The organism is Phyllobacterium endophyticum, assembly GCF_003010935.1.
Lineage (GTDB): Bacteria > Pseudomonadota > Alphaproteobacteria > Rhizobiales > Rhizobiaceae > Phyllobacterium > Phyllobacterium endophyticum.
Window position 1 is genome coordinate 126,002 of record NZ_PGGN01000001.1, and the last position, 25,367, is coordinate 151,368.

The 25,367-nt window shown below is 58.4% G+C and carries 25 protein-coding genes; 5 read left to right on the forward strand and 20 right to left on the reverse strand.

Annotation, left to right across the window (positions count from 1 at the left end; translation table 11 throughout):
• Positions 1 to 2 precede the first annotated feature (2 nt).
• On the forward strand, positions 3 to 527 hold the full coding sequence (locus CU100_RS00635; protein ID WP_106714640.1) for an RNA pyrophosphohydrolase: 525 nt from the start codon (positions 3 to 5) through the stop codon (positions 525 to 527).
• Positions 528 to 562: 35 nt separating this feature from the next.
• Here CU100_RS00635 and CU100_RS00640 read toward each other — a convergent pair whose 3' ends face one another.
• The 6 genes from CU100_RS00640 to CU100_RS00665 form a co-directional block, all read right to left on the reverse strand.
• Entirely contained in the window at positions 563 to 1,408 is an 846-nt protein-coding gene (locus tag CU100_RS00640) for an alpha/beta fold hydrolase (RefSeq protein WP_106714641.1), read from the reverse strand.
• Between the two features lie 35 nt (positions 1,409 to 1,443).
• Positions 1,444 to 2,952, reverse strand: coding sequence for a xylulokinase (locus CU100_RS00645; protein WP_106714642.1), 1,509 nt, complete (start codon positions 2,950 to 2,952; stop codon positions 1,444 to 1,446).
• On the reverse strand, positions 2,942 to 4,033 hold the full coding sequence (locus CU100_RS00650; protein WP_106714643.1) for an ABC transporter ATP-binding protein: 1,092 nt from the start codon (positions 4,031 to 4,033) through the stop codon (positions 2,942 to 2,944). Before CU100_RS00650 ends, CU100_RS00645 begins: the two co-directional genes overlap by 11 nt.
• A 106-nt stretch (positions 4,034 to 4,139) precedes the next feature.
• Complete coding sequence (locus CU100_RS00655; RefSeq protein ID WP_106714644.1) at positions 4,140 to 5,594, reverse strand: ABC transporter substrate-binding protein; 1,455 nt, start codon at positions 5,592 to 5,594, stop codon at positions 4,140 to 4,142.
• A gap of 44 nt (positions 5,595 to 5,638) precedes the next feature.
• Complete coding sequence (locus CU100_RS00660; protein WP_106714645.1) at positions 5,639 to 6,667, reverse strand: carbohydrate ABC transporter permease; 1,029 nt, start codon at positions 6,665 to 6,667, stop codon at positions 5,639 to 5,641.
• Positions 6,664 to 7,539 carry a carbohydrate ABC transporter permease gene (locus tag CU100_RS00665; protein ID WP_106715908.1) on the reverse strand — a complete coding sequence of 292 codons (876 nt, stop codon included), beginning with the start codon at positions 7,537 to 7,539 and terminating at the stop codon, positions 6,664 to 6,666. The genes CU100_RS00660 and CU100_RS00665 overlap by 4 nt, the downstream gene beginning before the upstream one ends.
• A 255-nt stretch (positions 7,540 to 7,794) precedes the next feature.
• Between CU100_RS00665 and CU100_RS00670 the strand changes: the two genes are divergently transcribed.
• The 3 genes from CU100_RS00670 to CU100_RS00680 are packed head-to-tail and all read left to right on the forward strand — an operon-like array spanning position 7,795 to position 10,309.
• The gene (locus CU100_RS00670; protein WP_106714646.1) at positions 7,795 to 8,415 is read left to right on the forward strand and encodes a glucose-6-phosphate isomerase; all 621 of its coding nucleotides are present in this window, start codon (positions 7,795 to 7,797) and stop codon (positions 8,413 to 8,415) included.
• Between the two features lie 27 nt (positions 8,416 to 8,442).
• A complete protein-coding gene (locus CU100_RS00675) occupies positions 8,443 to 9,405 on the forward strand; it encodes a shikimate dehydrogenase family protein (protein ID WP_106714647.1) in 963 nt (320 codons plus the stop codon).
• A complete protein-coding gene (locus CU100_RS00680) occupies positions 9,398 to 10,309 on the forward strand; it encodes an SIS domain-containing protein (RefSeq protein WP_106714648.1) in 912 nt (303 codons plus the stop codon). The genes CU100_RS00675 and CU100_RS00680 overlap by 8 nt, the downstream gene beginning before the upstream one ends.
• Positions 10,310 to 10,328: 19 nt before the next feature.
• On the opposite strand, the gene CU100_RS00685 is transcribed toward CU100_RS00680, so the two are convergent.
• From CU100_RS00685 to CU100_RS00735, 11 genes are all read right to left on the reverse strand, one after another.
• A complete protein-coding gene (locus tag CU100_RS00685; RefSeq protein ID WP_106714649.1) occupies positions 10,329 to 11,081 on the reverse strand; it encodes a GGDEF domain-containing protein in 753 nt (250 codons plus the stop codon).
• Between the two features lie 101 nt (positions 11,082 to 11,182).
• The gene (locus CU100_RS00690; protein ID WP_106714650.1) at positions 11,183 to 12,040 is read right to left on the reverse strand and encodes a phytanoyl-CoA dioxygenase family protein; all 858 of its coding nucleotides are present in this window, start codon (positions 12,038 to 12,040) and stop codon (positions 11,183 to 11,185) included.
• 113 nt (positions 12,041 to 12,153) lie between these two features.
• A complete protein-coding gene (locus CU100_RS00695; RefSeq protein ID WP_106714651.1) occupies positions 12,154 to 12,939 on the reverse strand; it encodes an LssY C-terminal domain-containing protein in 786 nt (261 codons plus the stop codon).
• A gap of 256 nt (positions 12,940 to 13,195) precedes the next feature.
• Complete coding sequence (locus CU100_RS00700; RefSeq protein WP_106714652.1) at positions 13,196 to 13,432, reverse strand: hypothetical protein; 237 nt, start codon at positions 13,430 to 13,432, stop codon at positions 13,196 to 13,198.
• Positions 13,433 to 13,596: 164 nt separating this feature from the next.
• The gene (locus CU100_RS00705; protein ID WP_106714653.1) at positions 13,597 to 14,004 is read right to left on the reverse strand and encodes a F0F1 ATP synthase subunit epsilon; all 408 of its coding nucleotides are present in this window, start codon (positions 14,002 to 14,004) and stop codon (positions 13,597 to 13,599) included.
• Between the two features lie 60 nt (positions 14,005 to 14,064).
• Positions 14,065 to 15,585, reverse strand: a complete 1,521-nt coding sequence (gene atpD / locus CU100_RS00710) for a F0F1 ATP synthase subunit beta (protein WP_407070301.1) — start codon at positions 15,583 to 15,585, stop codon at positions 14,065 to 14,067.
• 132 nt (positions 15,586 to 15,717) lie between these two features.
• Entirely contained in the window at positions 15,718 to 16,596 is an 879-nt protein-coding gene (locus CU100_RS00715) for a F0F1 ATP synthase subunit gamma (protein ID WP_106714655.1), read from the reverse strand.
• A 21-nt stretch (positions 16,597 to 16,617) separates the two neighbouring features.
• Complete coding sequence (gene atpA / locus CU100_RS00720) at positions 16,618 to 18,147, reverse strand: F0F1 ATP synthase subunit alpha (protein ID WP_106714656.1); 1,530 nt, start codon at positions 18,145 to 18,147, stop codon at positions 16,618 to 16,620.
• A complete protein-coding gene (locus CU100_RS00725; RefSeq protein WP_106715909.1) occupies positions 18,147 to 18,707 on the reverse strand; it encodes a F0F1 ATP synthase subunit delta in 561 nt (186 codons plus the stop codon). Before CU100_RS00725 ends, atpA begins: the two co-directional genes overlap by 1 nt.
• 245 nt (positions 18,708 to 18,952) lie before the next feature.
• Positions 18,953 to 19,342 (reverse strand): AGROH133_08824 family phage infection protein, encoded by a 390-nt coding sequence (locus CU100_RS00730; protein ID WP_106714657.1) that lies wholly within the window; start codon positions 19,340 to 19,342, stop codon positions 18,953 to 18,955.
• 125 nt (positions 19,343 to 19,467) lie between these two features.
• Positions 19,468 to 21,651 (reverse strand): primosomal protein N', encoded by a 2,184-nt coding sequence (locus tag CU100_RS00735; RefSeq protein ID WP_106714658.1) that lies wholly within the window; start codon positions 21,649 to 21,651, stop codon positions 19,468 to 19,470.
• Between the two features lie 124 nt (positions 21,652 to 21,775).
• Between CU100_RS00735 and fsa the strand changes: the two genes are divergently transcribed.
• On the forward strand, positions 21,776 to 22,429 hold the full coding sequence (gene fsa / locus CU100_RS00740; RefSeq protein WP_106714659.1) for a fructose-6-phosphate aldolase: 654 nt from the start codon (positions 21,776 to 21,778) through the stop codon (positions 22,427 to 22,429).
• Between the two features lie 198 nt (positions 22,430 to 22,627).
• Here the strand turns inward: fsa and CU100_RS00745 are convergent, their stop codons facing one another.
• From CU100_RS00745 to ssuD, 3 genes are read right to left on the reverse strand one after another with little or no spacing between them, the layout of a single operon-like run.
• The gene (locus CU100_RS00745; RefSeq protein ID WP_106714660.1) at positions 22,628 to 23,422 is read right to left on the reverse strand and encodes an ATP-binding cassette domain-containing protein; all 795 of its coding nucleotides are present in this window, start codon (positions 23,420 to 23,422) and stop codon (positions 22,628 to 22,630) included.
• Between the two features lie 10 nt (positions 23,423 to 23,432).
• Positions 23,433 to 24,212: an ABC transporter permease subunit gene (locus tag CU100_RS00750; RefSeq protein ID WP_106714661.1), complete on the reverse strand. Its 780-nt coding sequence runs from the start codon at positions 24,210 to 24,212 to the stop codon at positions 23,433 to 23,435.
• Positions 24,209 to 25,363: an FMNH2-dependent alkanesulfonate monooxygenase gene (gene ssuD / locus CU100_RS00755; protein WP_106714662.1), complete on the reverse strand. Its 1,155-nt coding sequence runs from the start codon at positions 25,361 to 25,363 to the stop codon at positions 24,209 to 24,211. The genes CU100_RS00750 and ssuD overlap by 4 nt, the downstream gene beginning before the upstream one ends.
• Positions 25,364 to 25,367: the final 4 nt, after the last annotated feature.

Sequence of the window (25,367 nt, forward strand, 5' to 3'; positions counted from 1 at the left end):
TCATGAGCAAGAACAGGAAACCAGTCGATCCGGAATCGCTACCCTATCGCCCCTGCGTTGGCATCATGGTGCTTAATAGGCAGGGGCTGGTTTGGACCGGTCACCGCATCGTCATTGCCAATGACGAGATGGATGGCTCGACCCAGCTTTGGCAAATGCCGCAAGGCGGGATTGACCTCGGGGAAGACCCCGAACCGGCGGCTCTACGCGAACTCTACGAAGAGACGGGCATGAAATCCGTGTCGCTCCTCGCGGAAGCACCCAACTGGATCAACTATGACCTACCGCCTCATCTGGTGGGCGTGGCTCTGAAAGGCAAGTACCGCGGCCAGACGCAGAAGTGGTTCGCCTATCGCTTCGAAGGCAATGAGAACGAAATCGCTATCAACCCGCCACCCGGCGGTCACACAGCGGAGTTCGACACATGGGCATGGAAGCCAATGACACAATTGCCGGACCTCATCGTGCCCTTCAAGCGCAAGGTATATGAGGAAGTCGTCGCTGCGTTCCGGCATCTGCTGGAGTAGCGTTTCAGGAAGAACTTTTCGAACTATCCGGACGTTCACTCGCACGTATGCGTGATCAATGCGCCAAGCATGATATCCCAGTCCTTTGGATGAAGTTCATGTCCACCCCCTTCGATTTCAACCAGTCTCGCCTGTTGCACGACATTAGCGAATTCCCGGCCATGTTCGATGGGGAAGATGGGGTCGGACGTACCGTGGATAACAAGGAGTGGGGCTTCAAGGCGAGTAAGTTGATCCTTCCACTCGTCTCCACCGGACAGCAGGAAATGGTTGGTTGCATTTTCAAAGCCTCGCGCCCTGTCGTAATCGGCTGCGATAAATTCTCGCGCTCGCTGCTCGTCAAACGAATGCCTTGTACCCGCGATCGCTCGCACGTCTGCAACCATGAACTCGATGACCTGATTGCGATTTGACCAGTCGAGATCGGCGGCCCTCCCCGAATGCTCCATATACGCGGCAGTCGTTCCGGGTAAATGGGCGGTATCAACGCCTGCAGGAGACGTGCTTATCAGCGTCAGTGTTCGGGTTCGGTTCGGATGTTTCAAGGCCACGAATTGCGCGATCATGCCGCCCATGGACATGCCCATGACATGGGCCGCGGAGATGCCGTAGCCATCGAGCACGCGAATCGCGTCGTCGGCCATATCGTCGAAGCTGTATTGAGGTTTGCCGGCCGGATATTTCGTCGAAAGTCCCGTATCGCGATTGTCATACCGGATCACATGGCGGCCTCCAAGCGCAAGCTGCCCGCAGAATTTTTCCGGCCACCACAGCATGGACGCCATGGAACCCATGATGAGCAGTATTGCCGGACTGCCGGGATCGCCGAATGCTTCGGTCGCGAGTTCGACACCATCAGCCTTGATTGTTCTCGTTCGCATGCCATCACCCCGAAATTGGCCGCCGTCTCTATTGCTTAACGCCGATGCGGCAGCCTGTCGAGATCGTCGTATAGAGCCTGACTATGTTTATAAAGCCGCTCGAAAAACACCTGCATCGGCGCGTAAATTCCTGACCATTCAGGATCGGGCAACACCTCTTCCGCATATTTGACAAAGGCGTCTGCCGCAGCTTCCACGTTCCTGAAACGCCCGGTCGCTGTCGCCGCCATGATGGCACAGCCGATGATGCTGGACTCGGGCTCGGCAGGTACGAGAATTGGTAAGTTGTAGACGCTGGCCTTGATTTTCATCCAGAGCTTCGTCTTGGCTCCGCCGCCCGACGCGGCAATCCTCTCGAGAGGCTCCCCCGAAATGCCATCGAGAACGTTGATATGGCGCTTCACCGCGAAGGCCACGCCTTCAAGAACGGCGCGGTGCATATGCGCGATACCGTGCGACGCACCCAACCCGAAGAATTGTGCGCGAGCATTGCGGTGCGCACCAAGCCGCTCGCCAGCGAGATACGGCATGAAGAAAAGCCGATCCGATCCCGGCGGCGCTTCAGCCGCCTTTTCGACTATATCCGCATAGGTCAACTGCTTTCCATGAAAGGCGCGGCGGGCCCAGCGCATCGCGTCGCCCCCCGATTCCAGCAGCATGAATGCGCCCCAATTGCCTTCGACTGTTCCGACATTGCAAACGGCGGGATCGAGCAAGGGCCGCTTTGCAATCGCGGTGATTATGGCGGATGTCCCCATCACCTCGGATCCGACCCCTGGACGGCACGCGCCCGAACCGAGGAGTGCCGCCGGATAGTCGCCCGCACCGACGAGAACCGGCGTTCCCTCGCGCAGGCCTGTTTCGATCGCAGCTTTTCTCGTTACGTAACCGAGGATCTCCAGGGGATTGCGCAATGGTGCGAGCTTGGTCCGATCGAGACCAAGAAGATCGATCATCTTGTCTGACCATTGGCCTGTCCTAGGATCCATGAGAAAGCTCGCGCCTCCGTCTGTCCGGTCCATGGCTATTTCGCCGCTCAGCTTGAGGTTGATATAGTCCTTCGGCATAAGGACCACGCTTGTCCGATTATAAGCATCTGGATCACTATCGCGAAGCCATTGGAGCTTGAAGGCTGGCCAGGCCGGTGTCGGTGGATTGGCACAATCGCCAAGGTAGGTTTCCGGCCGGTTTGCTCTCTCGAAAGCGGTTACGTAACCAACAGTGCGCTTGTCGTTCCATAACGGTGCGGTATCGCGCACCGTTTGGCCGGCATCATCCACCAGAACAGTTCCGTGCATCTGACCACAGGCGGCGATCGCGTCGATATTCGTACGCGCGTGCGGAACCTTGTCCAGCACCTCGCGGATCGTGCGGACAACGCCCCGCCACCAATCGTCTGGCCGCTGTTCCGACCAGCCAAATTGCGGCACGATCTGCTCGTGTTGCAGTGCGGACATTGCGAGAATTGTCCCGCTGGCATCGACGATTGCGCTACGGACGCTGCCCGTGCCGACATCGATCGCCAGCGTAAGGTTACCTGCCAAGTGCTTCGCCCGTACTTTTCAGGAACAGGTGCATTCTCTCGACGTCTATCGGAATATTGACCACGTCGTCCGGGCGAATGGGAGAACCCGCCGCAACCTGCGCGGTGAATGCAGCCGTCCCAGTCTTGCCGATAGCCAGCGTGTGCGGCCCCAGCGGCTCGATATCGGCAACTTTCAGGGGCACGGTCGGCAACGAAGCAGCGGCAATCATTGTGTGCTCCGGCCTTATCCCAAGAACGACATCTTCGCCAACCGCACCTGCCAGAGCACCGGCCCTGTTGTCCGGGATGGGAACGGCGATCTCTCCACCGGACCGGAAGGTGACGCCGTGCCCCTCCCGCTCCAGCCGGCCTTCGATGAAGTTCATGCTGGGCGCGCCGATAAAAGCTGCGACGAACAGGTTCTTTGGCGACTCGTAAAGGGTAATCGGATCAGCCGCCTGTTCGATTCTCCCCTGGTTCATCACGACGACACGATCCGCCATCGTCATCGCCTCCACCTGATCATGCGTCACATAGACGATGGTTGTCTTCAAGCGGCGGTGCAGAAGCTTTATCTCGGTACGCATTTCAATGCGCAGTTTCGCGTCGAGATTGGACAGCGGCTCGTCGAACAGAAAAACTTCCGGCTGGCGCACGATGGCGCGACCGATAGCGACGCGCTGGCGTTGTCCACCCGACAGCGCATTCGGCTTGCGCTGCAGATAGGCACCGAGATTCAGGATGCGGGCCGCATTTGCGACCGCGGTGTCGATCTCGGCTTTCGACGTGCCCCGCACCTTCATTCCATAACCGATGTTTTCGGCGACAGTCATGTGAGGATAAAGCGCGTAGTTCTGGAAAACCATCGAGCAATTGCGCAATCCCGGCCGCAGGTTGGTCACATCGCGCTCGCCGATGCGGATTTCTCCCGCTGTCGCCTGTTCAAGGCCTGCGATCATGCGCAACGTCGTCGTCTTGCCGCAACCCGAGGGCCCGACAAGGACGACGAATTCCTTGTCGGCGATCACCAGATCAAGTGGCGGAATGACCTCGACCTTGCCAAATGACTTGGTGACCTGCTGCAAACGCACCTGGGACATGCTGAGCCTTTATCTGCGGACCGGGCCGTGCTGCGACGCCGATCGTTTCATTCCATTCTTGCGTCATCCCGCCCGCTATTCGACAGGCGGGATAACCGGTACGTTTCTATTTGGCCGGCAAGCCCATCGAAGAACGGTAGGCCGCGAGTTGCTTGTCCCGGCCAAAATCATCGGTCAGCTTGTTCCAGCCCTCGGCCACCGTATCGAGTGCCTGCTGTGGAGTGACTTCCCCCGCCAGCGCCTTGGACAGCTCGATCTCGAGGATCTCAGTATAGGAGAAATATCCCGGCAAGCGCATGTCCAATGCGGTGTTCTTCGCGGTAACCGCATCTTTCTGCGCGCCGAGATATTCCTTGGCTTCACGCGGTGAGAATATTTTCGACCAGAGTTCCGTATTCGTCGTGTGTGAGATGCGGTAAGGGTTGACGCCGGTACCGCCAGTGATTGCCGCCTGTCCGGAGACAGCGGGGCTGCTCAGGAACTTGATATAATCCCAGGCCGCATCCTGATTCTTGGACGAAGCAGGAACCGCGGCCTGCCAGCCGCCGAAGGCCATGAACGACGTCTGGATAACGTTGTCGAACTTGTCCCACTTCTTTGTCTTGTAGTTCCAGATTTCGTCGGAGCCCGGCAGCGATGCCGACCCGACATTTCCGGCGACCTTGGATTGCTTGGGATCGGCGCCGATAACGCCGGTATCACCCCAACCGATTGACTCGGCGACTTGACCACCGGCGAAGGCGGCATTCACTTCACCAAAGGAGAAATTCAGCGCATTGGGCGGTGCAAGCTTTGACGCCTTTATATATTCCTCAAGCCCACGGACCCAGCCTGGATTATTGACCTGGGCATCCATCGTGTCCGGATCGAAGAACATCGCGCCGGGATGATCGGGATGGCTCGTATAACCGGCCACATGGCTGAAGAGGAACCAGAATTGTTGGCCGCCCCGACGAAAAGCTTCCGCTGTTCCCCACAGCCCGTTGGCCGGCTGCTGGAAGAATTCAGCAATGTCGAGATATTGTTTCCACGTCTTTGGTGGTGCCAGATCGTAGCCATATTTGGCTTTGAATGCCGTCTGGTTCTCCGGTTTTTCGAAGAGGTCGATCCGATAGGAATAGGTATGCGCATCACCATCCATCGTCTGTGACAGTACCTTGCCGTTCCAAACCATCAGCTGTTCGCGATAGACAGGAGCAATGTCCTCCCAGTCCGGTCCGGATTGCATGGCCTTGGGCATTTCGGAGAGATAGTCGGTGAAGTCGGGGGCCCAGGCCGGCGCGAAGGCGATGACATCGAATGTGTCCTCGCCTGATGTCAGCGATGTAACTATCTTCGGGTAGAGTTCCGACCATGGAAATTCAACGACATTCACCTTCCCACAGGTCTTCTCGGACCAGCCCTTTGCTGCAAGCTGCAACGCCGAAGCGATATAGGGTCCGGTCTGCGTCGTCGCCGTCAATGTGATCCCGGTATAATCGGGATCGCAGGCAAGCGCAGACGATGCGGCTGTCATCGCGAACAAGCCCGCTGCCGCCGTGGTCAATAATGATCTTCTCATGTTTTCCTCCCTGGAATTTACGAATGATCGTTGTTGTCGAACGCTTATTTTATTGCCCCCAGAAGCAGGCCAGAGCGCATCAGCCTGCTCAGAAGTCCAGCCATGACAACCATGGGTATGATCGCAACCAGGGCTGCCGCCGAGATCGACCACCATTCGTCGCCGCGCTGGCTGTTCTGGCCGGCCACCAGAATGGGAAGAGTCTGCCACCGGGAATTGGTCAGGAAAAGCGCAAAAAGAAACTCGTTCCAGACAAAAGCCAGCGTGATCATGAATGTGGCGATCAATCCCGGCTTCGACATGGGCACGACGATGCCGAAGAAAATTCTCCACGAAGGTACATTGTCTACCATGGCCGCTTCTTCGACTTCGATTGGCAACGCGGCGAAAAAATCGCGCATGAGCCAGATCACGATCGGAAGCGAGAACGCCACATAGGCGAAGGTCAGCCCGGTATAGGTATCGACGAGCTTGAATCCGAGTTTGCCCATCTCCGTATACATCAGGAACAACGCGAAAGCTGCAACGATCGGCGGAAACATGCGTTGGCTGACGAACCAGAAGACAATATCGTCATTGCCCAGGATGGGACCTGGAAGCCGTATACGACTGGATCCGACAGCGAGAGCCAGCGCTGCCACGAACGCGTAAATAAGCGATGTGGCTTGACCCAGGCCTGCAATATGCCGCCCTAGGAGATATCCGCCGAACGAAACCACCACAAATATGACACCGGTCAGCAGCTTGACTTCGAAGGTGAACCGCACGAGGGCATAGGCAGCCATGGAACCTACCGCCGTTGCGATGACCGATGCGGAGAGGCCGACAATCGTCGATGCGATGAATGTGCTATAGAACTGTCCGCGCTGACCCGACAAAAGCTCACGCCATGCGGTCAATGTCGGTTCGAAATCGACGAATGGTACGTAGGTTGGTCCACCAACCACACCCAGCGGCGACTTGAATGACGTGATTGCCACCCAATACAGCGGAAAAAAGGTGAAGGCGAGCCAAAGGAGGCAGCCCGCGAGAGCCCACCAGCGGCCGTTCCCCTTAAGATCCCGCACACTCATTTGTGCTTCTCCAGATACGGCTTCAGGATGGCGAGATAAACAAGTCCGATGACAGTAATCACGATCAGGAACAAGAAGGAGAGCGCTGACGTATAGCCGAGGTTGAATTTCTTGAAGCCTTCCTGGTAGGCGAACAGCGTCAGGGTTTCCGTGGAAATACCCGGACCGCCCCCTGTCATGACGAACACCGTATCCATGATTTTGTAGCTTTCGATGAGCCGGATAAACACAACCGCCACCGAGATTGGCAACATCATCGGAAAAGTAATGCCCCAGAATTGCTGCCAGGAGCTGGCGTTCTCCAGCGCAGCCGCTTCATAGACGTCATCGGGCAGCGTTTGCAGGCCTGCCAGCAGCATGAGCATGACGAACGGCGTCCATTGCCAGACCTCGACCGAAATGATTGCTCCTATCGCCCATCGCGTTTGCGTCAGGAATGGCAGGTTGGGATGGCCAAAGAAAGTCATCAATTCATTGAGTGGACCCATGGTCGGGTTGAGGATTTGCCGCGCGATCAAGGCGACGGCGACCGGCGCCACCAGCATCGGCAGCAGAAAGCTGACGCGAAACAGCCCTTCGCCCGGAACATTCCTGTTGAGCGCCAGCGCAACAGAGAAGCCAATGACATATTGCAGGGCGACGGAGATGAAGGCGATGACCGTCGTTGTCCACGCCACGTGCCAGAACCGCGGATTCTGCAGAAGCTCCGCATAATTGCCAAATCCGACGAACCGCGGCGGCATCGGCGGAACAAGCCGCAGACTCATGAAGCTCGTCGTCAGTGAATAGATCAACGGGAATATGGAAATGATCAGCACGATCAACAGCGCCGGCCAGATGAAAAAGTGCTTGATCGGGTCGTTTCGGGTCATACCGCACCGGTGATGCTGCGAACAGCAATCCAGAAGCGTGACACGATAGAACAAGTCATTGATTTTCCTCCCATTGAGGACGAAAATCCTCAATGCCTCTCCTTTGCCATGTAGCGTAATTACGCATTTTTTTGCAGTCAACAGAATTTTCGGATGAATTCGGGAACGTAGACGTCAAGCTCCCGGACAAAGTTTCGCTTGCACGTCTTCTTCCGGACATTTATGTAATTTTATTACCAAACAGGGAGGCTTGGTATGTTGCGAGAACCCGTCGCTTGCATCGTGGATCCGCACGCCGGCGGGATGAGCGGGCATACCGGTCGTTACGAAAAGCGCTTGAGTGATCTCGGCGAACTTTACGCCAACTTACAGGCACATACTGCCTTGGTGGCGCAACTCGGCGACCCGGTCGTTTACGCTGTGGAAGATTTCCGTCCCGGCAGCCACGGGGGCGATCTGAATTTCGGCACGACCCGCATGAGCCCGGGGCGGGTGGACCAGGAATTTTTCCTCACGCGCGGCCACATTCATGCGAAGGCGGATCGGCCCGAGATTTATTACGGACAGAGTGGCCACGGTTTGTTGCAGATGGAATCGCCTGATGGACAAACCCGCATTGTCGAAATCACGCCGCAAACCATGTGCTATGTGCCTCCATTCTGGATACATCGCTCCATCAACATCGGCCGCACCGATCTGGTCATGGTCTTCGCCTATCCCTCCGACAGTGGTCAGGATTACCGCATCATCGAAATGTCGAATGGCATGCGCAATCGCGTCGTGAGTCACGGCGACGGCTGGAAACTGGTGGACAATACTTCTTACAAGCCACGCACAGCCGAAGATGTCGCGGCGCTCATGAAAGACTACGTTTGACGCCAAGCCTACCGAGGGGAAATGTAAGTGCTCTCTTACCATCCGGCGACGCAGCCCACGCTTTATTTCATCGGCGTTACCACCGGCAAAAGCTCGATCATGAAAGTGTTCCCCGCCTGGGCTGATTATCTCGGTCTCAAGGACGCGGTCATCAAGGGTATCGATTTCAAACTCCATGACGACCCGGCCGGATACCGGGAAGCCGTTTCTTTCATCCGGGAAGACCCGCTGTCCCTCGGCGCGCTGGTGACGACGCACAAGATCGATCTGTTTCAGGCATGCGGCGATATGTTCGATGAAATCGATCCGCTGGCGCAATTGATGGGTGAGACGAGCTGCATATCGAAGCGCGGAGGCAAGCTGATCTGTCACGCCAAGGACCCCATATCATCTGGCCTCGCCATAGATGGCTTTCTTGGCGCGCGTTATTTCGGGCGCACCCAGGCGGACCTTTTCTGCATCGGCGCGGGCGGTTCGACCATTGCCATCACCTGGCATCTGATGCGAGCCTCGCGCGAAGGCGATGTCCCCACCCGGATCTTCGTCTCCGATCGCAGCGGGGATCGGCTGGACGAAATCCGCCGCGTTCATGCACAGATCGAGAGCGTCGTGCCCGTGGAGTATGTCTTGGCTCCCCAGACCGAAGCCAATGACGATGTGTTGCGTTCGCTCAAGCCCTGCTCTCTCGTCATCAATGCCACGGGCCTTGGCAAGGATTCGCCAGGCTCACCATTGTCCGGCGCCTGCGAGTTTCCCGAGAAATCCGTAGTGTGGGACCTCAACTATCGAGGCGACCTCATTTTTCTCGATCAGGCGCGCCGACAGCAGCAGAGCGGAGATTTGCGAGTGATTGACGGCTGGACGTATTTCCTGCACGGCTGGACGCAGGTCATCGCGGAAGTCTTCACCATAGACATTCCCGCCACCGGCCCCTCATTCGACCGGATCTCTGCGATCGCTCTCGAAGCATCGGAGCGCAGGGATGCGTAGGGAAGCAACCGGTACCGAAACCGGCGCAAGCGCCGATCTCCGGAATGCCGGTGGCCGCAACATCATAGAGATCATACGCATGACGCGGGCGGCGCTACGCAAATCCGACCGCAAGGTCGCCGATATCGTCCTGCACGATCCTCAGCGTATCCTCAAGGCAACGGTCGGCGAGACAGCAACCCTGGCACAGGTCAGCCAGCCCACCGTCCTGCGTTTTGCCACTGCCATCGGTTGCAAGGGCTTCCGCGACTTCAAGATAAGGCTCGCGCAGAGTCTCGCCTTGGGCACTCCTGCGACCCACTCGGTCCTGCTTGGCACGGATGAGCCGGAGACCGTGGCGGAGAAGATATTCGACTATACCATGACCAGCCTCGACTGGGCGCGATCCCACCTCGACAAGGCCGCCATGCTCAAGGCTATCGATTTGCTTGCGAAAGCGCGCACCATCGAATTTTTCGGGTTCGGCGCTTCCGGAATTGTGGCGCGTGACGCTCAGCAGAAGTTCCCGCTTTTTGGCGTGCCGTGCGGGGCTCAGCTCGATTCGCACCAGCAAATCATGGTAGCCTCGATGATGAAAGAAGGTGACGTCGCCTTCGTCATTTCCAACACCGGAACGACGCGCTCGATCATGGAGATCGCCCGGATCGCTCGCGAAAATGGCGCTGCCGTTATTTGCCTGACCGGGTCGGATTCGCCGCTTGCCAGCTGTTGTGATGTGGCTCTTATCGTCGAGACGCTGGAGAACACCAATATGTACACGCCGACGATCTCGCGTATCGCCGCGCTCGTCGTCATCGATGTTCTTTCGACCAGCGTAGCCATGCGCCGCCCGGTCGAGGATCAGGCCCGGATCCACAATATGAAGCGGCAATTGAGCGACATGCGCAAGGATCAGCCAACCTGACGGCAGCTCTGGGTGATTGCTACGCAGCCATCTCGTAGATGATCCGGTCGCGTCCCTGGTTCTTGGCGCGATAAAGGCATGTATCGGCAGCATTCACAAGTTGCTCGAGTGACTGCCCCGGCTGGTGAAACGAGACGCCGATACTTACCGTGACCGACAGTTCCTCTCTGCCGATCCTTCGCGAGATTCCCCTCACGTCCTGCAATATCGCGTGCGCAACCCACGCGGCCTTGCCGTAGTCGGCATCTGCCAGAAAAACCGCGAACTCCTCGCCGCCAAAGCGCGCACCGACGTCGCGCCGGCCAAGCCGCTTGCCAATGAGCGATCCGATTTCCTGAAGCACGTCATCGCCCGCCGCATGGCCGAAGCGGTCGTTCACCGACTTGAAATGATCCGCGTCGATGTAAAGAACGGCCCCGGCACTTATGGCGGGATTATTCCGGAGGATCATATCCTCTACCCGCAGATAGAACTCATGTCGCGTCGAAAGCCCCGTCATGCCGTCTTTGCGAAATGCGGTGTCAAGTGCATGAGCCATGAGCTTGAGCCGGTAGTTCAGCGCTACGAGAACGGCGCCAAGCGGGCCACCAACGACAAGGACAATCACACTCGTTAGGATGATCGTCTTTCCAAGGCTGTCATAACCGCCCAGTTTGAAAAACAGGCCTGCCAGTCCGCTGGCCAATACACAACCGAGGCCGAGCAGAAGCAGGATTTGCCTGATAGGCGGCAAGTCGCCAAATATCGTCATCCAGCGATTGAACGTGTTCATCGATGCCTTCCACAGATGCGGTGCGGCACCTTATAGGCACACAAAGTGAAAGATGCGGTAAATGCATGCCCTACCGCATCCGTGATAGCTGGCCATTGCGACTAGGCGGGATCGGCTCCCATGACCAGGCCTTCGATGTCGTGCTTCTGGGTGACGGGAACGAGCTTGTCGACCACGCGGCAAACCAGATGCTCGCGGACAGAGGGCGGGAGGCCGTCAAAGTAATCCTGCGTCACCATCAGATCGTGCAGTTCGGCGTGCCCTGCGCCCGGAGCGTCCACGCCCAGTACCATGACCGGCCGGGCAATCGGTGAAGCATGCTCGGTTCCCCGGTGCACCGTCAGCGCCGAGCGACAGGATATGTCGCCAAGTTGCGGAAACTTCCGTACGGCCCGCTCCTGGAACGTCGGCCATATATCCTTTGGCGGGAACATCTCATGCTTCCATTCGCGTCCATCTTCATACTGCGTACCGGGAGCAATTTCGAAGGGTCCCATGTCTTCCGTCACGTCCACGCCCGTCAGGTTGAACGCCAGCGATGTAATGCGCCGCCCCTCATAGGTCTCGCGAGGCGATGGGAAATCACGATGCCAGGGCTGGTACTTCGCGCCCTGAAAGGGCACATCGAAACCGATTTCGACGATCTGGTAGTCCTTGCCAAGCGCGTTCTCGCACATGCCGACCACCCAAGGGTGCGTGACCAGGTCGACGAAGCCACCGAACTCTTCCGGATGGATCTCGACATACCAGCGCCGCGGCCCCCGGCCGACCGCTCCACCCGGCCGCTGTATCGCCGACCAGAACGCGTTCATCATGTCCTCGCGCATGCTTTCCGCCCACTCTCGTGAAAAGGCGGCTTTCTTGCCAACAATACCGTCCGTTCTCAAAGTATCGAGATCCTGGGCAAGATCGAGGCCACCCTCGTTCGTCGATTTTTGTGAAAATTGAGCACCAGCCATAACTGCCTCCCTACGCGGCTCTTATCATCCAACGATGACTGATTTATAATTATAAGTCAAAACTTAGCAGCATTGTGGCGTCGCTCGCGTCGCGTTGTGGTGGTTCGACCTGGTCATCCGCCAAATGCGGTCCTTATGCTGTGCCAGGCAGCATCCTTGGCCTGAATGAAAGCTGGAGGCGTCTCCATCAAGGGCGGCTCGCTTCGGCGCTTTCCATCTTGGACCAGCGTCAGAATCCGTATCTCGCCGTCCGTATAATAGGGGCTGCCCTCGCCGTTGCGGCCATTGAGTGTCGGTCCCACACCCGAGACCTGATAGATTGCCTCCGCCATGCCGGCTTTCGTCAGACTATCGGCGAAGAAATCTCTTTCTGCGTCGATATCCGGTCCTATGTCATGGGTCACCTGGCCTGTGTAGTCGCTGAGGCCAACATGCTGGTCGAATGTCGCGGAGCCGAGCCAGACAGGGCGTCCTTCGACACCCGTTTCAAGAACTCTCCACAGGCGAACGTGATGGCGCTGGCGCGCACTGGTACCCACTGGCATTTCGTAAGCGAGATCCTCGCGCCGGCCATCATAATAAAGCGGGCTTACAGGCGCGGCATGGTAGGGCCGGTCGAGGATCACGCTGCCAATGATGTCGATACTGGAGCGCAGTGTGACAGGGTCGGCGGGATACCAGGAAGCAGCATGCATCGCACGGATGATATCCTCACGATCAGCCACCAGTCCGACGTTCAAGGGATCGCCAGGGATCCCGCGGCCGGTCTTTGTCACCATGGGGTGATCGGCTAGCCCCGGCTGTCGTTCATAGTGGGCCCAGACCGCCGGGAGCGCCACATAGGCGAGCAGAACATAGGCAGCGACGATAATCCCGGCACCAATCAACAGACGTTTCATCCCCGCCCCCGCTTTGCTGCGTCAACCTGCAGTTTAGTGCCTTTCGGGCATAAACGGAACGAGTTCTATTGTTCCCGCTGGCGAGAGGATCACGCGAAAGGGTGTGTGGATTTAATGGTCCATCGTCGGGCCCTGCGACAAGTTCGTTGCCGCTGCTGCTTCATCGGAAAAAGAGACCGCGTTCGGGGGTCAGTGCTTCAACTGAGAGCCTGCGAGGCACCCATATGGCAAGTCGGGAAAAACCAAAACCGGGCGTCTACTCCATATCGATGGCTTCACCGGCTTTGTAGAGGATTGTAGGGGGACTCTTTTCATCGGGGCCAGCCTGACGGCTCCAGGCAATGACGCCGTCATGCTTCGACGCCAATTCCTTTGCAGCATCTACCGCCTGGTCCTCACTTTCGAACCGCTGCGGTTCGCCGGCCGGAAAGAGCACGCCGGCATCATCCTTGTCGAAGGCCACGACAGCAATCATGGTTGTTGAGTCAGTCATGGGATTCTGGCTCCGTGCTGGACAGTGTCACACAGGAACCGGGTACCGGCGCCTTTGTTCCCTGTGCGAGCTGGCTATTTCTCTCCAAGGGCGAATATCGGCGGCAACAGCCAATAAAAAAGCGGGCCCTTGCCCGCTTTGCCTTTTTATATTGTAATGGAGGATCAAACAGCCTTGATGGCTTCCTCAAGTGTCTTCAGTTGGCCGAGTAGGTCTTCCGCCTTGGCCCGATCTTCGCGAGTGGTCGCATCTTCGAAATCTTCCTGCGCGTCCTTTATGCGGTTCTGCAACTCGTCGGCCTTTATGTCGGTGACGTGTACCGCCGATTCCGCGAGCAGCGTGCAACCGTCAGGTGTAATGTCGACAAAGCCGCCAAAAACCACATAGCTGTCCGGCTTCCCGTCCGGAGTCTTCACGGTAACAACGCCCGGCTTCACGGTCGCCATCAATGGCGCATGATGCGCCATGACGGTCATGTAGCCCTCGGTGCCCGGAACGACAACCTCGATGATCTGCTCTGAAAGAAGCAGACGCTCTGGTGAAACGAGTTCGAACTGAAAGGCTTCTGCCATGGTATTCACTCAAATCCTGTGGGCGAAAAGGCGGGCCGCAGCCCGCCATCAGTCATGAGGTCAAGCTGCTTCCGCAGCCAGACGCTGTGCCTTTTCGATAGCCTCGTCGATAGATCCGACCATATAGAATGCTGCTTCAGGCAGGTGATCATAATCGCCATTGCAAAGGCCCTTGAAGCCCTTGATGGTGTCAGCCAGATCGACCAGCTTGCCCGGCGAACCGGTGAAGATCTCGGCAACGAAGAACGGCTGCGACAGGAAGCGTTCGATCTTGCGGGCACGGGCCACTGCGATCTTGTCTTCTTCGGAAAGCTCGTCCATGCCAAGGATGGCAATGATGTCCTGTAGGGACTTGTAGCGCTGCAGAATCGACTGCACCTGACGTGCTGTCTGGTAGTGCTCGTCACCGACGATCAGGGGATCCAGCATGCGCGAGGTCGAGTCGAGCGGATCGACAGCCGGATAAATCCCCTTTTCGGAGATGGCACGGTTGAGAACCGTCGTCGCATCAAGGTGAGCAAACGAAGTCGCCGGTGCAGGGTCGGTCAAATCGTCGGCGGGCACGTAAATTGCCTGAACCGAGGTGATCGAACCCTTGTGCGTCGTGGTGATGCGTTCCTGCATCTGACCCATGTCGGTCGCAAGTGTCGGCTGATAACCCACCGCAGACGGAATACGGCCAAGCAGAGCGGACACTTCTGATCCAGCCTGCGTGAAGCGGAAGATATTGTCCACGAAGAACAGAACGTCCTGACCCTGATCGCGGAAATGTTCCGCAACCGTCAGCCCCGACAGGGCAACGCGGGCACGCGCCCCTGGCGGCTCGTTCATCTGGCCATAGACGAGCGCAGCCTTGGAGCCTTCGCCGCCGCCTTCCTTGTTGACGCCGGATTCGATCATCTCGTGATACAGATCGTTGCCCTCACGGGTACGTTCACCCACACCGGCAAATACCGAGTAACCGCCATGCGCCTTGGCGACGTTGTTGATGAGTTCCATGATGAGAACGGTCTTGCCGACGCCTGCGCCGCCGAAGAGACCGATCTTGCCACCGCGAGCATAAGGCGCGAGCAGGTCGACGACCTTGATGCCGGTCACGAGGATCTGGGCTTCCGTCGATTGCTCGACATATTCCGGAGCCGGCTGGTGGATGGCGCGCGAAAGCTTGGTCGTGATCGGGCCTGCTTCATCCACTGGCTCGCCGATGACGTTCATGATGCGGCCAAGCGTTTCCTCGCCGACCGGCACCATGATTGGCGACCCTGTGTCGTAAACGACCTGGCCGCGAACCAAACCTTCCGTGGAGTCCATCGCGATCGTGCGAACCGTATTCTCACCGAGGTGCTGCGCGACTTCGAGGACGAGCCGGTTGCCGAGATTGTCGGTTTCCAGCGCATTCAGGATCTGTGGCAGAACACCACCATCGAAGGCCACGTCGACAACGGCGCCGATAACCTGGCTGACGCGTCCGGCAATGCCGGTTGCCTTCAGCGCGGTCTTCGGCGTGGCAGCCTTGGTTGCCTTTGCTGGCGCGGCAGCCTTGGCAGCTGGAGCGGCCTTCGGTGCAGCTGTTTTCGCCACCGGCTTCACGGCTTCCGCCTTGGCGGCGGTCTTTGGTGCGGCTGCGTTTATGGGCTTGGCTGCCGGGGCAGCCTTGGCGGCTGCGGGTGTTTTCGGGGTCGCTGCTTTAGCCATCGATCCTTACCTTCGCGATTAGAGCGCTTCCGCGCCCGAAATGATTTCAATCAGTTCTTTGGTGATCTGGGCCTGACGCTGGCGGTTGTACGACATTGTCAGCTTGTTGATCATGTCACCGGCATTGCGGGTTGCGTTGTCCATGGCGGACATGCGCGCACCCTGTTCCGATGCCGCGTTTTCAAGGAGAGCGCGAAAAACCTGGACGGATATATTACGCGGGATCAGATCGCCGAGGATGGCAGCCGGATCCGGCTCATATTCATAAACTGCATCGCCTGCGCTCTCCGGCTCGACATCGCCGATGGCACTGGCAGGAATAAGCTGCTGGGCAGTCGGGATCTGTGCGATAACCGACTTGAACTCCGAATAGAACAGCGTCGCCACGTCGAACGCGCCTTCATTGAAGAGCGTGATGATCTTGTGTCCGATCTCGTCGGCATTGACAAAACCGAGGGTTTTGACTTCACGCAGATTCACATGATCGATGATGTTCTTGCCAAGATCGCGGCGCAGAATGTCTGCGCCCTTCTTGCCGACAGTGATGATCTTGACCGTCTTGCCGTCAGCAAGGAGCCGGCGCGCATGGTCGCGTGCCAGCCGTGCAATCTGCGCGTTGAAACCGCCGCACAGGCCACGTTCCGAAGTGCACACGATAAGCAGATGCACGTCGTCCTTGCCGGTTCCGCTCATCAGCACCGGCGCATCATCGCCGTCTACATTGGAAGCGATATTCGCCAGGACCGCAGCCATGCGCTGCGAATAGGGACGAGCGGCTTCCGCAGCTTCCTGCGCACGACGCAGCTTCGCCGCGGCGACCATTTGCATCGCCTTGGTGATTTTCTGCGTCGCCTTGACCGAGGCGATCCGGTTTCTCAGATCCTTTAACGAAGGCATCCGTTCATCCCGTCCGTAATGTTAAGCGAAGGACTTGGCAAAGCCGTCGACGGCGGCCTTGAGCTTGCCTTTGGTCTCGTCGCTGATCTGCTTTTCCTTGGCGATCGTGGCAAGAACATCCTTGTGTTCCGTACGAAGCCATGTGAGCAGACCCTGCTCGAAACTGCTCACCTGATTAACGGCGAGTTTGTCGAGATAGCCATTGACGCCGGCATAGATCACAGCAACCTGTTCTTCCGTTTTCAACGGGGAGAACTGCGGCTGTTTCAGAAGTTCCGTCAGACGTGCGCCGCGGTTGAGCAAACGCTGCGTGGATGCATCGAGGTCGGAACCGAACTGGGCGAAGGCCGCCATTTCGCGGTACTGAGCCAGTTCCCCCTTGATCGAACCCGCAACCTGCTTCATCGCCTTGATCTGCGCCGCCGAACCAACGCGCGAAACAGACAAACCGACGTTAACGGCAGGACGGATACCCTGGTAGAACAGGTTGGTCTCGAGGAATATCTGGCCATCGGTGATCGAAATCACGTTGGTCGGGATATAGGCGGACACGTCGTTCGCCTGCGTTTCGATGACAGGCAGGGCGGTCAGCGAACCGGCTCCATTGTCATCGTTCAGCTTGGCGGAGCGCTCCAGCAGACGGGAGTGCAGATAGAAAACGTCGCCTGGATAAGCTTCGCGGCCCGGCGGACGGCGCAGGAGCAGCGACATCTGGCGGTACGCCACGGCCTGCTTGGACAGATCGTCATAACCGATCAGCGCGTGCATGCCATTGTCACGGAAGTATTCGCCCATGGTACAACCGGCAAATGGCGCCAGGTACTGCATCGGAGCGGGGTCGGAAGCGGTTGCCGCAACGATGATCGAATATTCGAGCGCGCCGCGCTCTTCGAGGATCTTGACGAATTGCGCAACCGTCGAACGCTTCTGGCCGATGGCGACATAGACGCAATAGAGCTTTTCGTTCTCGTTACCAGCATCGTGAGCCGGCTTCTGGTTGAGGAACGTGTCCAGAAGGATGGCGGTCTTGCCGGTCTGGCGATCGCCGATGACCAGCTCGCGCTGGCCGCGACCGACGGGGATCAGCGCATCGATGGCCTTGAGGCCGGTCGACATAGGCTCGTGCACCGATTTGCGCGGAATGATGCCAGGCGCCTTGACGTCGACGCGTGCACGCTGTGCTGCCTTGATCGGACCCTTGCCATCGATCGGATTGCCCAGCGCGTCGACGACGCGGCCGAGAAGCTCCTTGCCGACGGGAACATCGACGATGGAGCCTGTCCGCTTGACGGTATCGCCTTCCTTGATGTCCCGGTCGGAACCGAAGATAACGACGCCGACATTGTCGCTTTCAAGGTTAAGGGCCATGCCGCGGGTACCGCCCGGGAACTCGACCATTTCACCGGCCTGAACATTGTCCAGACCATATACGCGAGCAATACCGTCACCGACGGACAGAACCTGACCGACTTCGGAGACTTCTGCCTCCTGGCCGAAATTCTTGATTTGCTCTTTCAGGATTGCGGAAATTTCCGCGGCGCGGATGTCCATCAGCCGACCTCTTTCAGTGCAAGCTTAAGCGAGACTAGTTTTGTGCGAAGCGAAGTATCGATCTGGCGGGACCCCAACTTTACGATGAGACCTCCAAGGATCGACGGATCAACAGTGACATTGATTGTCACGTCTTTGCCGGCAACGCTTTTCAGCGTGGCCTTCAATTCTGTTTGCTGCGCAGCCGTCAAGGCATGCGCGGAAGTAACGTCCGCGGTAACCTCGCCGCGCTGCGCGCTGGCGATCTGGCGGAACGACTGGATCATGGCAGGCACTGCGAAAAGGCGGCGGTTCTGCGCGACCACCCGAAGGAAATTACCGACGAGACCGCCAATCTTCGCCTTCGCCAGAATGGCGGAAACCGCCTTCACCTGGTCACCGGACGAGAATACCGGGCTCTTGACCAGCCGCTTCAGATCGGCGCTGCCATTGATAAGCGCCTCGAACTGGCCGAGATCCTTCTCGACCTCGGCAACGGATTTCGTCTCCAACGCCAGGTCGAATAACGAACCCGCATAACGCTGGGCAACACCGGTAATGAGCGACGAAGTTTCTGCCACGAACGACAAGCTCTCTGCGTTGACGCCAAAAATCTGGAAACCGGAAAGGATTTTCGGTCAAATCTTTGGCATTATTGATTATTTTACCGCCGAAGGCACAACCCGAGAGCCGTATCCGACGAGATTTGAATGCCGTCTAGCATAGGAACACAGGACTCGCAACACGCGAATCCCCTAAAATGGACGTCCGAATCGCCGCAGCTTCCGATAATCATGACTCGCCGAATCAACTAATTCCGGCGGGCCTATCCGACAAAGCCGAAAGCGAACAGCAAAGGCCCCGCGGCGAGCGCGATTTCAACAATGACGGATATCCAGTTATAGAGCGTATTGCCCCGATCCGATAACATCGAAATGAGTCTTCCGAACACTGTAAAGCCCCAGGAAACGCCGAGTGCAATCCAGAGAAAAGGCTGCGAGAAAACCAGCGCGCTCAGGCCGAGCCCTAGATAGAACCCGGCAAAAGTTGCACGTATTTCGGATATGGCTTCGGGCCGCTCAGGCTTTGTCTGCAAGCGCATGATCTTGAGCGCGGCACGCGGCGCGAAAAACAGGACCAGCCCGATGAGGACCGTTACGGCCGCTGACAGCCAAGCCAGCCATTCGCCCGTAGTCCCCGGCCAATAGAGTTCCATTTATATCCCCTCCCCAAAATACCTGTGGTAGCGCCGCCCCAAAACTCGTCACGGGGTGGCGAGAATGATTATTGTCGAGCACCGGAGCACAGAAAATCGTAATTTGCAGCCCGCCATGGTTGGTTTTATAGAAAGCTTTGTGGATCGATATCAACCTGCACCCGCACCGATCCACGCTCTTTTGGGCCCGCCGCCAGCATGGCTCGTATAAAGCCCTGAATATCGGACTTGCGCGTGCCATGAATCAAAAGCCGGAAGCGGTGACGCCCGCGAACGAGGGCGAGCGGCGCCTCGGCTGGCCCGAGCACACTGATCTGCGGCGAAGAGGGCGCGGCCCGGCGGAGCGCACGAGCATGGCTTTCCGCCTCCAAACGCGCAGCCGCCGAGACTATCAGCGCGCCCAGTCTTCCAAACGGCGGCAGGCCGGAGCGCTCCCGTTCCTCGATCTCGCGCTCGTAGAAGGCCTGCGCGTCACCGGAGATGATGGCGCGCATGACAGGATGGTCCGGCTGATAAGTCTGCAGCAGTCCAAGGCTCTTCTTGCCGGTACGCCCGGCGCGTCCCGTCACCTGGTTCAACAGCTGAAACGTACGCTCGGCCGCCCGCGGATCGCCATTGGCGAGGCCGAGATCGGCATCGACCACCCCGACCAGGGTCATGTTGGGAAAATTATGTCCCTTGGCGACGAGCTGCGTACCGATGATGATATCCGCCTCGCCCCGGGCAATCGCATCGAGTTCCAGCCGCAGCCGCTTGACACCCATCAGGTCCGACGACAGCACGATGATACGCGCGTCCGGGAAGGTTTTCTCCGCCTCCTCGGCAATCCGCTCCACACCCGGGCCGCAGGCGACCAGATGATCGAGGGTTCCGCAGGAAGGACACGCCTCGGGCTTGGCTTCATGATGTCCGCATTGGTGGCAGACGAGCTGCCCCCGGAAACGGTGTTCGACCAGCCAGCTCGAACAGTCGGGGCACTGAAACCGGTGGCCGCATACACGGCACAGCGTCAGCGGCGCGTAGCCGCGCCGGTTCAGGAACAGCAGCGCCTGCTCCTTGCGCTGCAATGTCTGGTTGATCGCCTCGACCAGCGCCGGCGAAAGGAACCCTCCCGCGCGTGGCGGCGATTTGCGCATGTCTATTGCTTTGATGTCCGGCATGGCCGCTTCGGCGTAGCGTCCCGTCAACCGGATACGCTGGTAGCGGCCCTGCTGGGCATTGACCTGGCTCTCGATCGAAGGCGTCGCCGAAGCCAGCACTACTGGGAAATTACCGATATGGCCGCGAACGACAGCCATGTCGCGTGCATTGTAAAACACGCGATCCTCCTGCTTGTAAGCCGGATCATGTTCCTCGTCGACGATGATCAATCCAAGGTCCTGAAAGGGCAGGAACAGCGCTGAACGTGCACCCGCGACAACCCTGACCTGGCCCTCCATGACCTGCCGCCAGACCCGTTCGCGCGATCGCGGCGCAAGGTCGGAATGCCACTCCGCCGGCTTCGAACCGAAACGGTCGTGGAACCTGTCGAGAAACTGCTGGGTCAGCGCAATCTCGGGCAGCAGGATCAGCACCTGCTTTCCCTGTTCGATCGCCTTGGCCACTGCCTCGAAATAAACCTCGGTTTTGCCGGAACCGGTAACTCCATCGAGCAGACAGACCGAAAATCCCTCTGCACCAACAGCTTTGACCAACTGCTCGGCGGCTTCGGTCTGATCCTTTGACAAGACGGCTTTCGCATAGTCCGGATCGGGAGCAGCCACGATCGGCCTTGCGGGAATCATGACCTGCTCGAACACGCCTTGAGCAGATAGCCCGTCGATGACAGTGGCCGAAACGCCCGCGGCGTGGGCAAGCCCGGTTCGGCTCCACGCCATCCCGTCTTCGGCCAGTTCGAGCACGCGCGCCCGCGCTCCGGTTATCCTGTCGGGCTCGCGTCCGGTGAATCGCAAGCCCGGCACCGGCGGTTCCGGATCGAAGGCGGCGGGGACACGCAGCACCATGCGGGCGACCATGCCGGGAGGCGACAGCGTATAATCTGCGGCCCATCGCATGAAACGCATCATGCCGTCATCGACTGGAGGACAATCGAACAGCTCTGAGATCGGGCGCAGTTTTTTGGCGTCGATGGAGTCGGTGGAGCCTTCCGTGACAATGCCAGCAACCTCACGCGGGCCGAGCGGCACCCTGACGATCGAGCCCGCCTTTACCTCCATGCCTTCCGGCACGGCATAGCTATAGGGACGCTCTGCCGGCATCGGCACAAGGACGGGAACTATTTTTTGCGGGATCAGCGAATCCTGGCTCATATGGGCGTGACCTTGGCGTGGCTTTGCGATAAAGAAAAGCCACTTTCCGGGAGAATTTTCCCATCTCTCCAGTTCGGGCCCAACTCACGCTGGCCCATCAGTCATATAAGGAAGGACTGCTCCGATGAAATTCTTTGTCGATACCGCCGATGTCAAGGAGATCCGTGAACTCAACGATCTTGGATTGCTCGACGGGGTGACCACCAACCCGTCGCTGATCCTGAAGTCTGGCGGCAGCATCTTCGACGTGACCAAGGAAATTTGCAGCATCGTCAAAGGTCCTGTCTCCGCCGAGGTCACGGCTATCGAATATGAGCAGATGATGAAGGAGGCGGCGGTTCTCGCCAAGATAGCGGATAATATCTGCATCAAGGTACCTTTGACGCTCGACGGCCTCCGGGCCTGCAAGGCGCTCCGCTCCGACGGCCATCTCGTCAACGTGACGCTTTGCTTCTCGGCCAATCAGGCGCTGCTCGCCGCCAAGGCCGGGGCAACGTTCATCTCTCCATTCATCGGCCGCATCGACGATATTGGCATCAATGGTCTGGAGTTGATTTCCGAGATCCGCACCATCTATGACAATTACGATTACCAGACGGAAATCCTCGCTGCCTCGATCCGCACGGTCAACCACGTCAAGGAAGCGGCTTTGATCGGCGCGGACGTCGTCACCGCCCCGCCGGCGACCTTGAAGGCGCTCGTCAAGCACCCGCTGACTGACAAGGGCCTCGAGACTTTCCTGGCCGATTGGGCGAAAACCGGCCAAAGGATCGCTTGATCCTGACTTGATGCCTGCTATCTCTCCGCTTGTCGGCGAGATAGCGATTTAAGCATCTTAACCGTTGCTAAGTGCAAGAAATCGCAAGTGAGGGGATTTGCAATCCTCGTACTGCCCCTCTCCTGGATTTTCTGACGATTTGGCAACGAAGCTAAACCCAAGAAAAGCGTTTTCTCGCCGCAAGGGGAAGAAACTACCTTATCGGTTATACAATTTATCCAATATCTGCCGTTCGTGGATCACCAGCTCCGGGGACGCGTGGCGCCGTGGGCGCTCGACTGGAATCTGCAAGTCAAGCGCGATGCGTCCGCTATCGATCACGATGACACGGTCTGCGAGAGCCACCGCCTCGGCCACGTCATGCGTCACCAAAACAGCGGTAAACTTCTTTTCCAGCCAGATTCGTTCCAGCAGCTGTTGCATCTCGATTCGGGTCAATGCATCCAATGCGCCCAGCGGCTCGTCCAGCGCCAGTATCGACGGATGACCAACCAGCGCCCTTGCCAATGCCACGCGCTGGCGCTGCCCGCCTGACAACACCGAGGGCCATTCGCCGCCGCGATCCGCCAATCCGACCTCTGCCAATATCCCAAGGCTTTTCTTTCGCGCCAGCTCACCTCGCTCGATGCCGGTCAGCCCCACATCGACATTGGCAACGACCCGCGCCCATGGCAGCAGTCGCGGCTCCTGGAACATGATACGCGTGCGCTTCTGGTCGAGTGCCGCAGCACCACGAACGATCTCGCCGGATGTCGGCTTGTCCAGCCCGGCAAGCAGGCGCAGCAATGTGCTTTTGCCACAACCGCTCTTGCCGATGACCGCAATGAATTGCCCCTCGTAGACCTCGAGGTTGATGCCTTGCAACACCGCCTTGGCGCCAAACTGCTTGGTGACATTTCGAAAGGAGAACGAGACTTTGCCTTGCGGCGCCGGCGTGTAGGCCGGCGTCGTTGTAGCGTAGGACTTGCGGGCTACTATGGTCGCTGCGGTCATTTTTTAATCCTCAGGCAGTCTGGAAGGCGGGGTGCCATTGCAGTGATAGCCGCTCAAGCAAGCGCGCCAGCGAATCCGCCAGCTTGCCAAGCAGCGCGTAGATCAGGATCGATAGGACGACCACGTCGATCAGCAGGAATTCGCGCGCCTGCATCGCCATGTAGCCAAGGCCGGATGAGGCCGATATGGTTTCTGCGACGATCAATGTCAGCCACATGATGCCAAGCGCATAGCGCAGACCGACGAAGATCGAGGGCAACGCACCCGGCAGGATCACACGCAGGAACAGCTGCGTGCGTGACATTCCATAGATGCGGCCCATTTCCATGAGTTGCGGATCTACACCCTGGATGCCAAGCAGCGTGTTCACATAGATCGGGAAGAACACACCTAGGGCGACGAGAAACAATTTCGCTTCCTCATCGATGCCGAACCACAGGATAACCAGCGGAATCAGCGCCAGATGTGGAATATTGCGGATCATCTGCAGCGTCGTGTCGGTCAATTCACGGCTAAGTGACGACAAGCCGTTGGTGAGGCCAAGCGCGAACCCGATCGCGCCGCCGACTGCGAAACCGCTCAACGCGCGCAGCGTCGAGATGCGGATATTCTCGACAAGCTCGCCGGAGAGAAGCAATTTCCAGAATGCCTCTCCAACAGCGGTCGGAGCCGGCAACACATTCGCTGGTATCAGGCCCGCTCGTGACGCGCCTTCCCATCCGGCGAGCAGCAGGAAGGGCAAAAACCAGCCTATGGTACTGTGTCCGAAAGAACGGAGCGCGCTTCTCATGAGGCGGCCTGCAGGCGCTTGTCGCCATAGAACCCGATGCCAAACTCGTTCTCGATCGACCGGCGCGGGCGACGCACATTTTCGCCAAGGCCGAGTTCCGGAAACAGAAGTTCAGCCACGCGGTAGGCTTCCTCCAGGTGCGGATACCCTGATCCGATCACCGTATCGATGCCTATGGCCTGATATTCGCGGATACGGGCCGCGATGCTTTGCGGCGATCCGACAAGCGCCGTGCCTGCACCCCCGCGCACCAGGCCGACGCCGGCCCATAGGTTCGGTCCGACCAGAAGCCTGTCGCGCCGTCCGCCATGCAGTTCCGCCATGCGGCGCTGCCCGACGGAATCCATTTCCTTGAGGAACCGCGCTTGCGCAACCTCGATCTGCTCGTCGGTGATCCTGCTGATCAGCCGGTCCGCCGCCGCCCAGGCCTCGTCTTCTGTTTCGCGAACGATGAAGTGCAAGCGAATGCCGAAACGCAGCTTGCGTCCCTTGAGAGTGGCCTTCTTGCGTGCACGCTCGATCTTTTCGGCAACTTGAGCTACCGGCTCGCCCCAGGTCAGGTACATGTCCACCTGTTCTGCGGCAAGATCCTGTCCCGCATCGGATGAACCGCCGAAATAGAGGGGCGCATGTTCCTGCACGGGCAGGAGATCAAGCCTGCCGTTTTCCACGCGGTAATGTTGGCCCTCGAAGTTCACCGTTCTGCCCGAGACGAGGTCGCGCCAGATCTTGAGGAATTCTGCTGCCTGCTCGTAGCGCTGGTCATGTGGCAGGAATACGCCGTCACCTGCCAGCTCCTTGGGATTGCCGCCGACGACCACGTTCAGCAGCAGACGGCCATTGCTCAGGCGGTCAAGGGCGGCGGTCTGCCGTGCGGCGAAGACCGGCGATGTCACGCCCGGACGCAGCGCTACAAGGAATTTCAATCGCTCCGTATGGCTCGCGAGACCCGCTGCCGTAATCCATGAATCCTCGCAGCTCTGTCCGGTTGGCAGCAACACGCCGGGGAAACCGAGCCGGTCGACTGCCTGTGCTATCTCGCGAAGATAGTCATGTTCCGGTGGCCGTTGCTGCCGTTCAGAACCGAGATAGCTGCCATCGCCATGGGTGGGAATGAACCAGAAGAAGTCGAGGGGGCCTGGTTGCGTCATGAGA

What these genes read in the sequence shown, in the direction of transcription:
- CU100_RS00635 (WP_106714640.1), top strand. Translation starts at nt 3, where the DNA reads ATGAGCAAGAACAGGAAACCAGTCGATCCGGAATCGCTACCCTATCGC.
- CU100_RS00640 (WP_106714641.1), bottom strand. Translation starts at nt 1,408, where the DNA reads ATGCGAACGAGAACAATCAAGGCTGATGGTGTCGAACTCGCGACCGAA.
- CU100_RS00650 (WP_106714643.1), bottom strand. Translation starts at nt 4,033, where the DNA reads ATGTCCCAGGTGCGTTTGCAGCAGGTCACCAAGTCATTTGGCAAGGTC.
- CU100_RS00655 (WP_106714644.1), bottom strand. Translation starts at nt 5,594, where the DNA reads ATGAGAAGATCATTATTGACCACGGCGGCAGCGGGCTTGTTCGCGATG.
- CU100_RS00660 (WP_106714645.1), bottom strand. Translation starts at nt 6,667, where the DNA reads ATGAGTGTGCGGGATCTTAAGGGGAACGGCCGCTGGTGGGCTCTCGCG.
- CU100_RS00665 (WP_106715908.1), bottom strand. Translation starts at nt 7,539, where the DNA reads ATGACCCGAAACGACCCGATCAAGCACTTTTTCATCTGGCCGGCGCTG.
- CU100_RS00670 (WP_106714646.1), top strand. Translation starts at nt 7,795, where the DNA reads ATGTTGCGAGAACCCGTCGCTTGCATCGTGGATCCGCACGCCGGCGGG.
- CU100_RS00680 (WP_106714648.1), top strand. Translation starts at nt 9,398, where the DNA reads ATGCGTAGGGAAGCAACCGGTACCGAAACCGGCGCAAGCGCCGATCTC.
- CU100_RS00685 (WP_106714649.1), bottom strand. Translation starts at nt 11,081, where the DNA reads ATGAACACGTTCAATCGCTGGATGACGATATTTGGCGACTTGCCGCCT.
- CU100_RS00690 (WP_106714650.1), bottom strand. Translation starts at nt 12,040, where the DNA reads ATGGCTGGTGCTCAATTTTCACAAAAATCGACGAACGAGGGTGGCCTC.
- CU100_RS00695 (WP_106714651.1), bottom strand. Translation starts at nt 12,939, where the DNA reads ATGAAACGTCTGTTGATTGGTGCCGGGATTATCGTCGCTGCCTATGTT.
- CU100_RS00700 (WP_106714652.1), bottom strand. Translation starts at nt 13,432, where the DNA reads ATGACTGACTCAACAACCATGATTGCTGTCGTGGCCTTCGACAAGGAT.
- CU100_RS00705 (WP_106714653.1), bottom strand. Translation starts at nt 14,004, where the DNA reads ATGGCAGAAGCCTTTCAGTTCGAACTCGTTTCACCAGAGCGTCTGCTT.
- CU100_RS00715 (WP_106714655.1), bottom strand. Translation starts at nt 16,596, where the DNA reads ATGCCTTCGTTAAAGGATCTGAGAAACCGGATCGCCTCGGTCAAGGCG.
- atpA (WP_106714656.1), bottom strand. Translation starts at nt 18,147, where the DNA reads ATGGACATCCGCGCCGCGGAAATTTCCGCAATCCTGAAAGAGCAAATC.
- CU100_RS00730 (WP_106714657.1), bottom strand. Translation starts at nt 19,342, where the DNA reads ATGGAACTCTATTGGCCGGGGACTACGGGCGAATGGCTGGCTTGGCTG.
- CU100_RS00735 (WP_106714658.1), bottom strand. Translation starts at nt 21,651, where the DNA reads ATGAGCCAGGATTCGCTGATCCCGCAAAAAATAGTTCCCGTCCTTGTG.
- fsa (WP_106714659.1), top strand. Translation starts at nt 21,776, where the DNA reads ATGAAATTCTTTGTCGATACCGCCGATGTCAAGGAGATCCGTGAACTC.
- CU100_RS00745 (WP_106714660.1), bottom strand. Translation starts at nt 23,422, where the DNA reads ATGACCGCAGCGACCATAGTAGCCCGCAAGTCCTACGCTACAACGACG.
- CU100_RS00750 (WP_106714661.1), bottom strand. Translation starts at nt 24,212, where the DNA reads ATGAGAAGCGCGCTCCGTTCTTTCGGACACAGTACCATAGGCTGGTTT.
- ssuD (WP_106714662.1), bottom strand. Translation starts at nt 25,363, where the DNA reads ATGACGCAACCAGGCCCCCTCGACTTCTTCTGGTTCATTCCCACCCAT.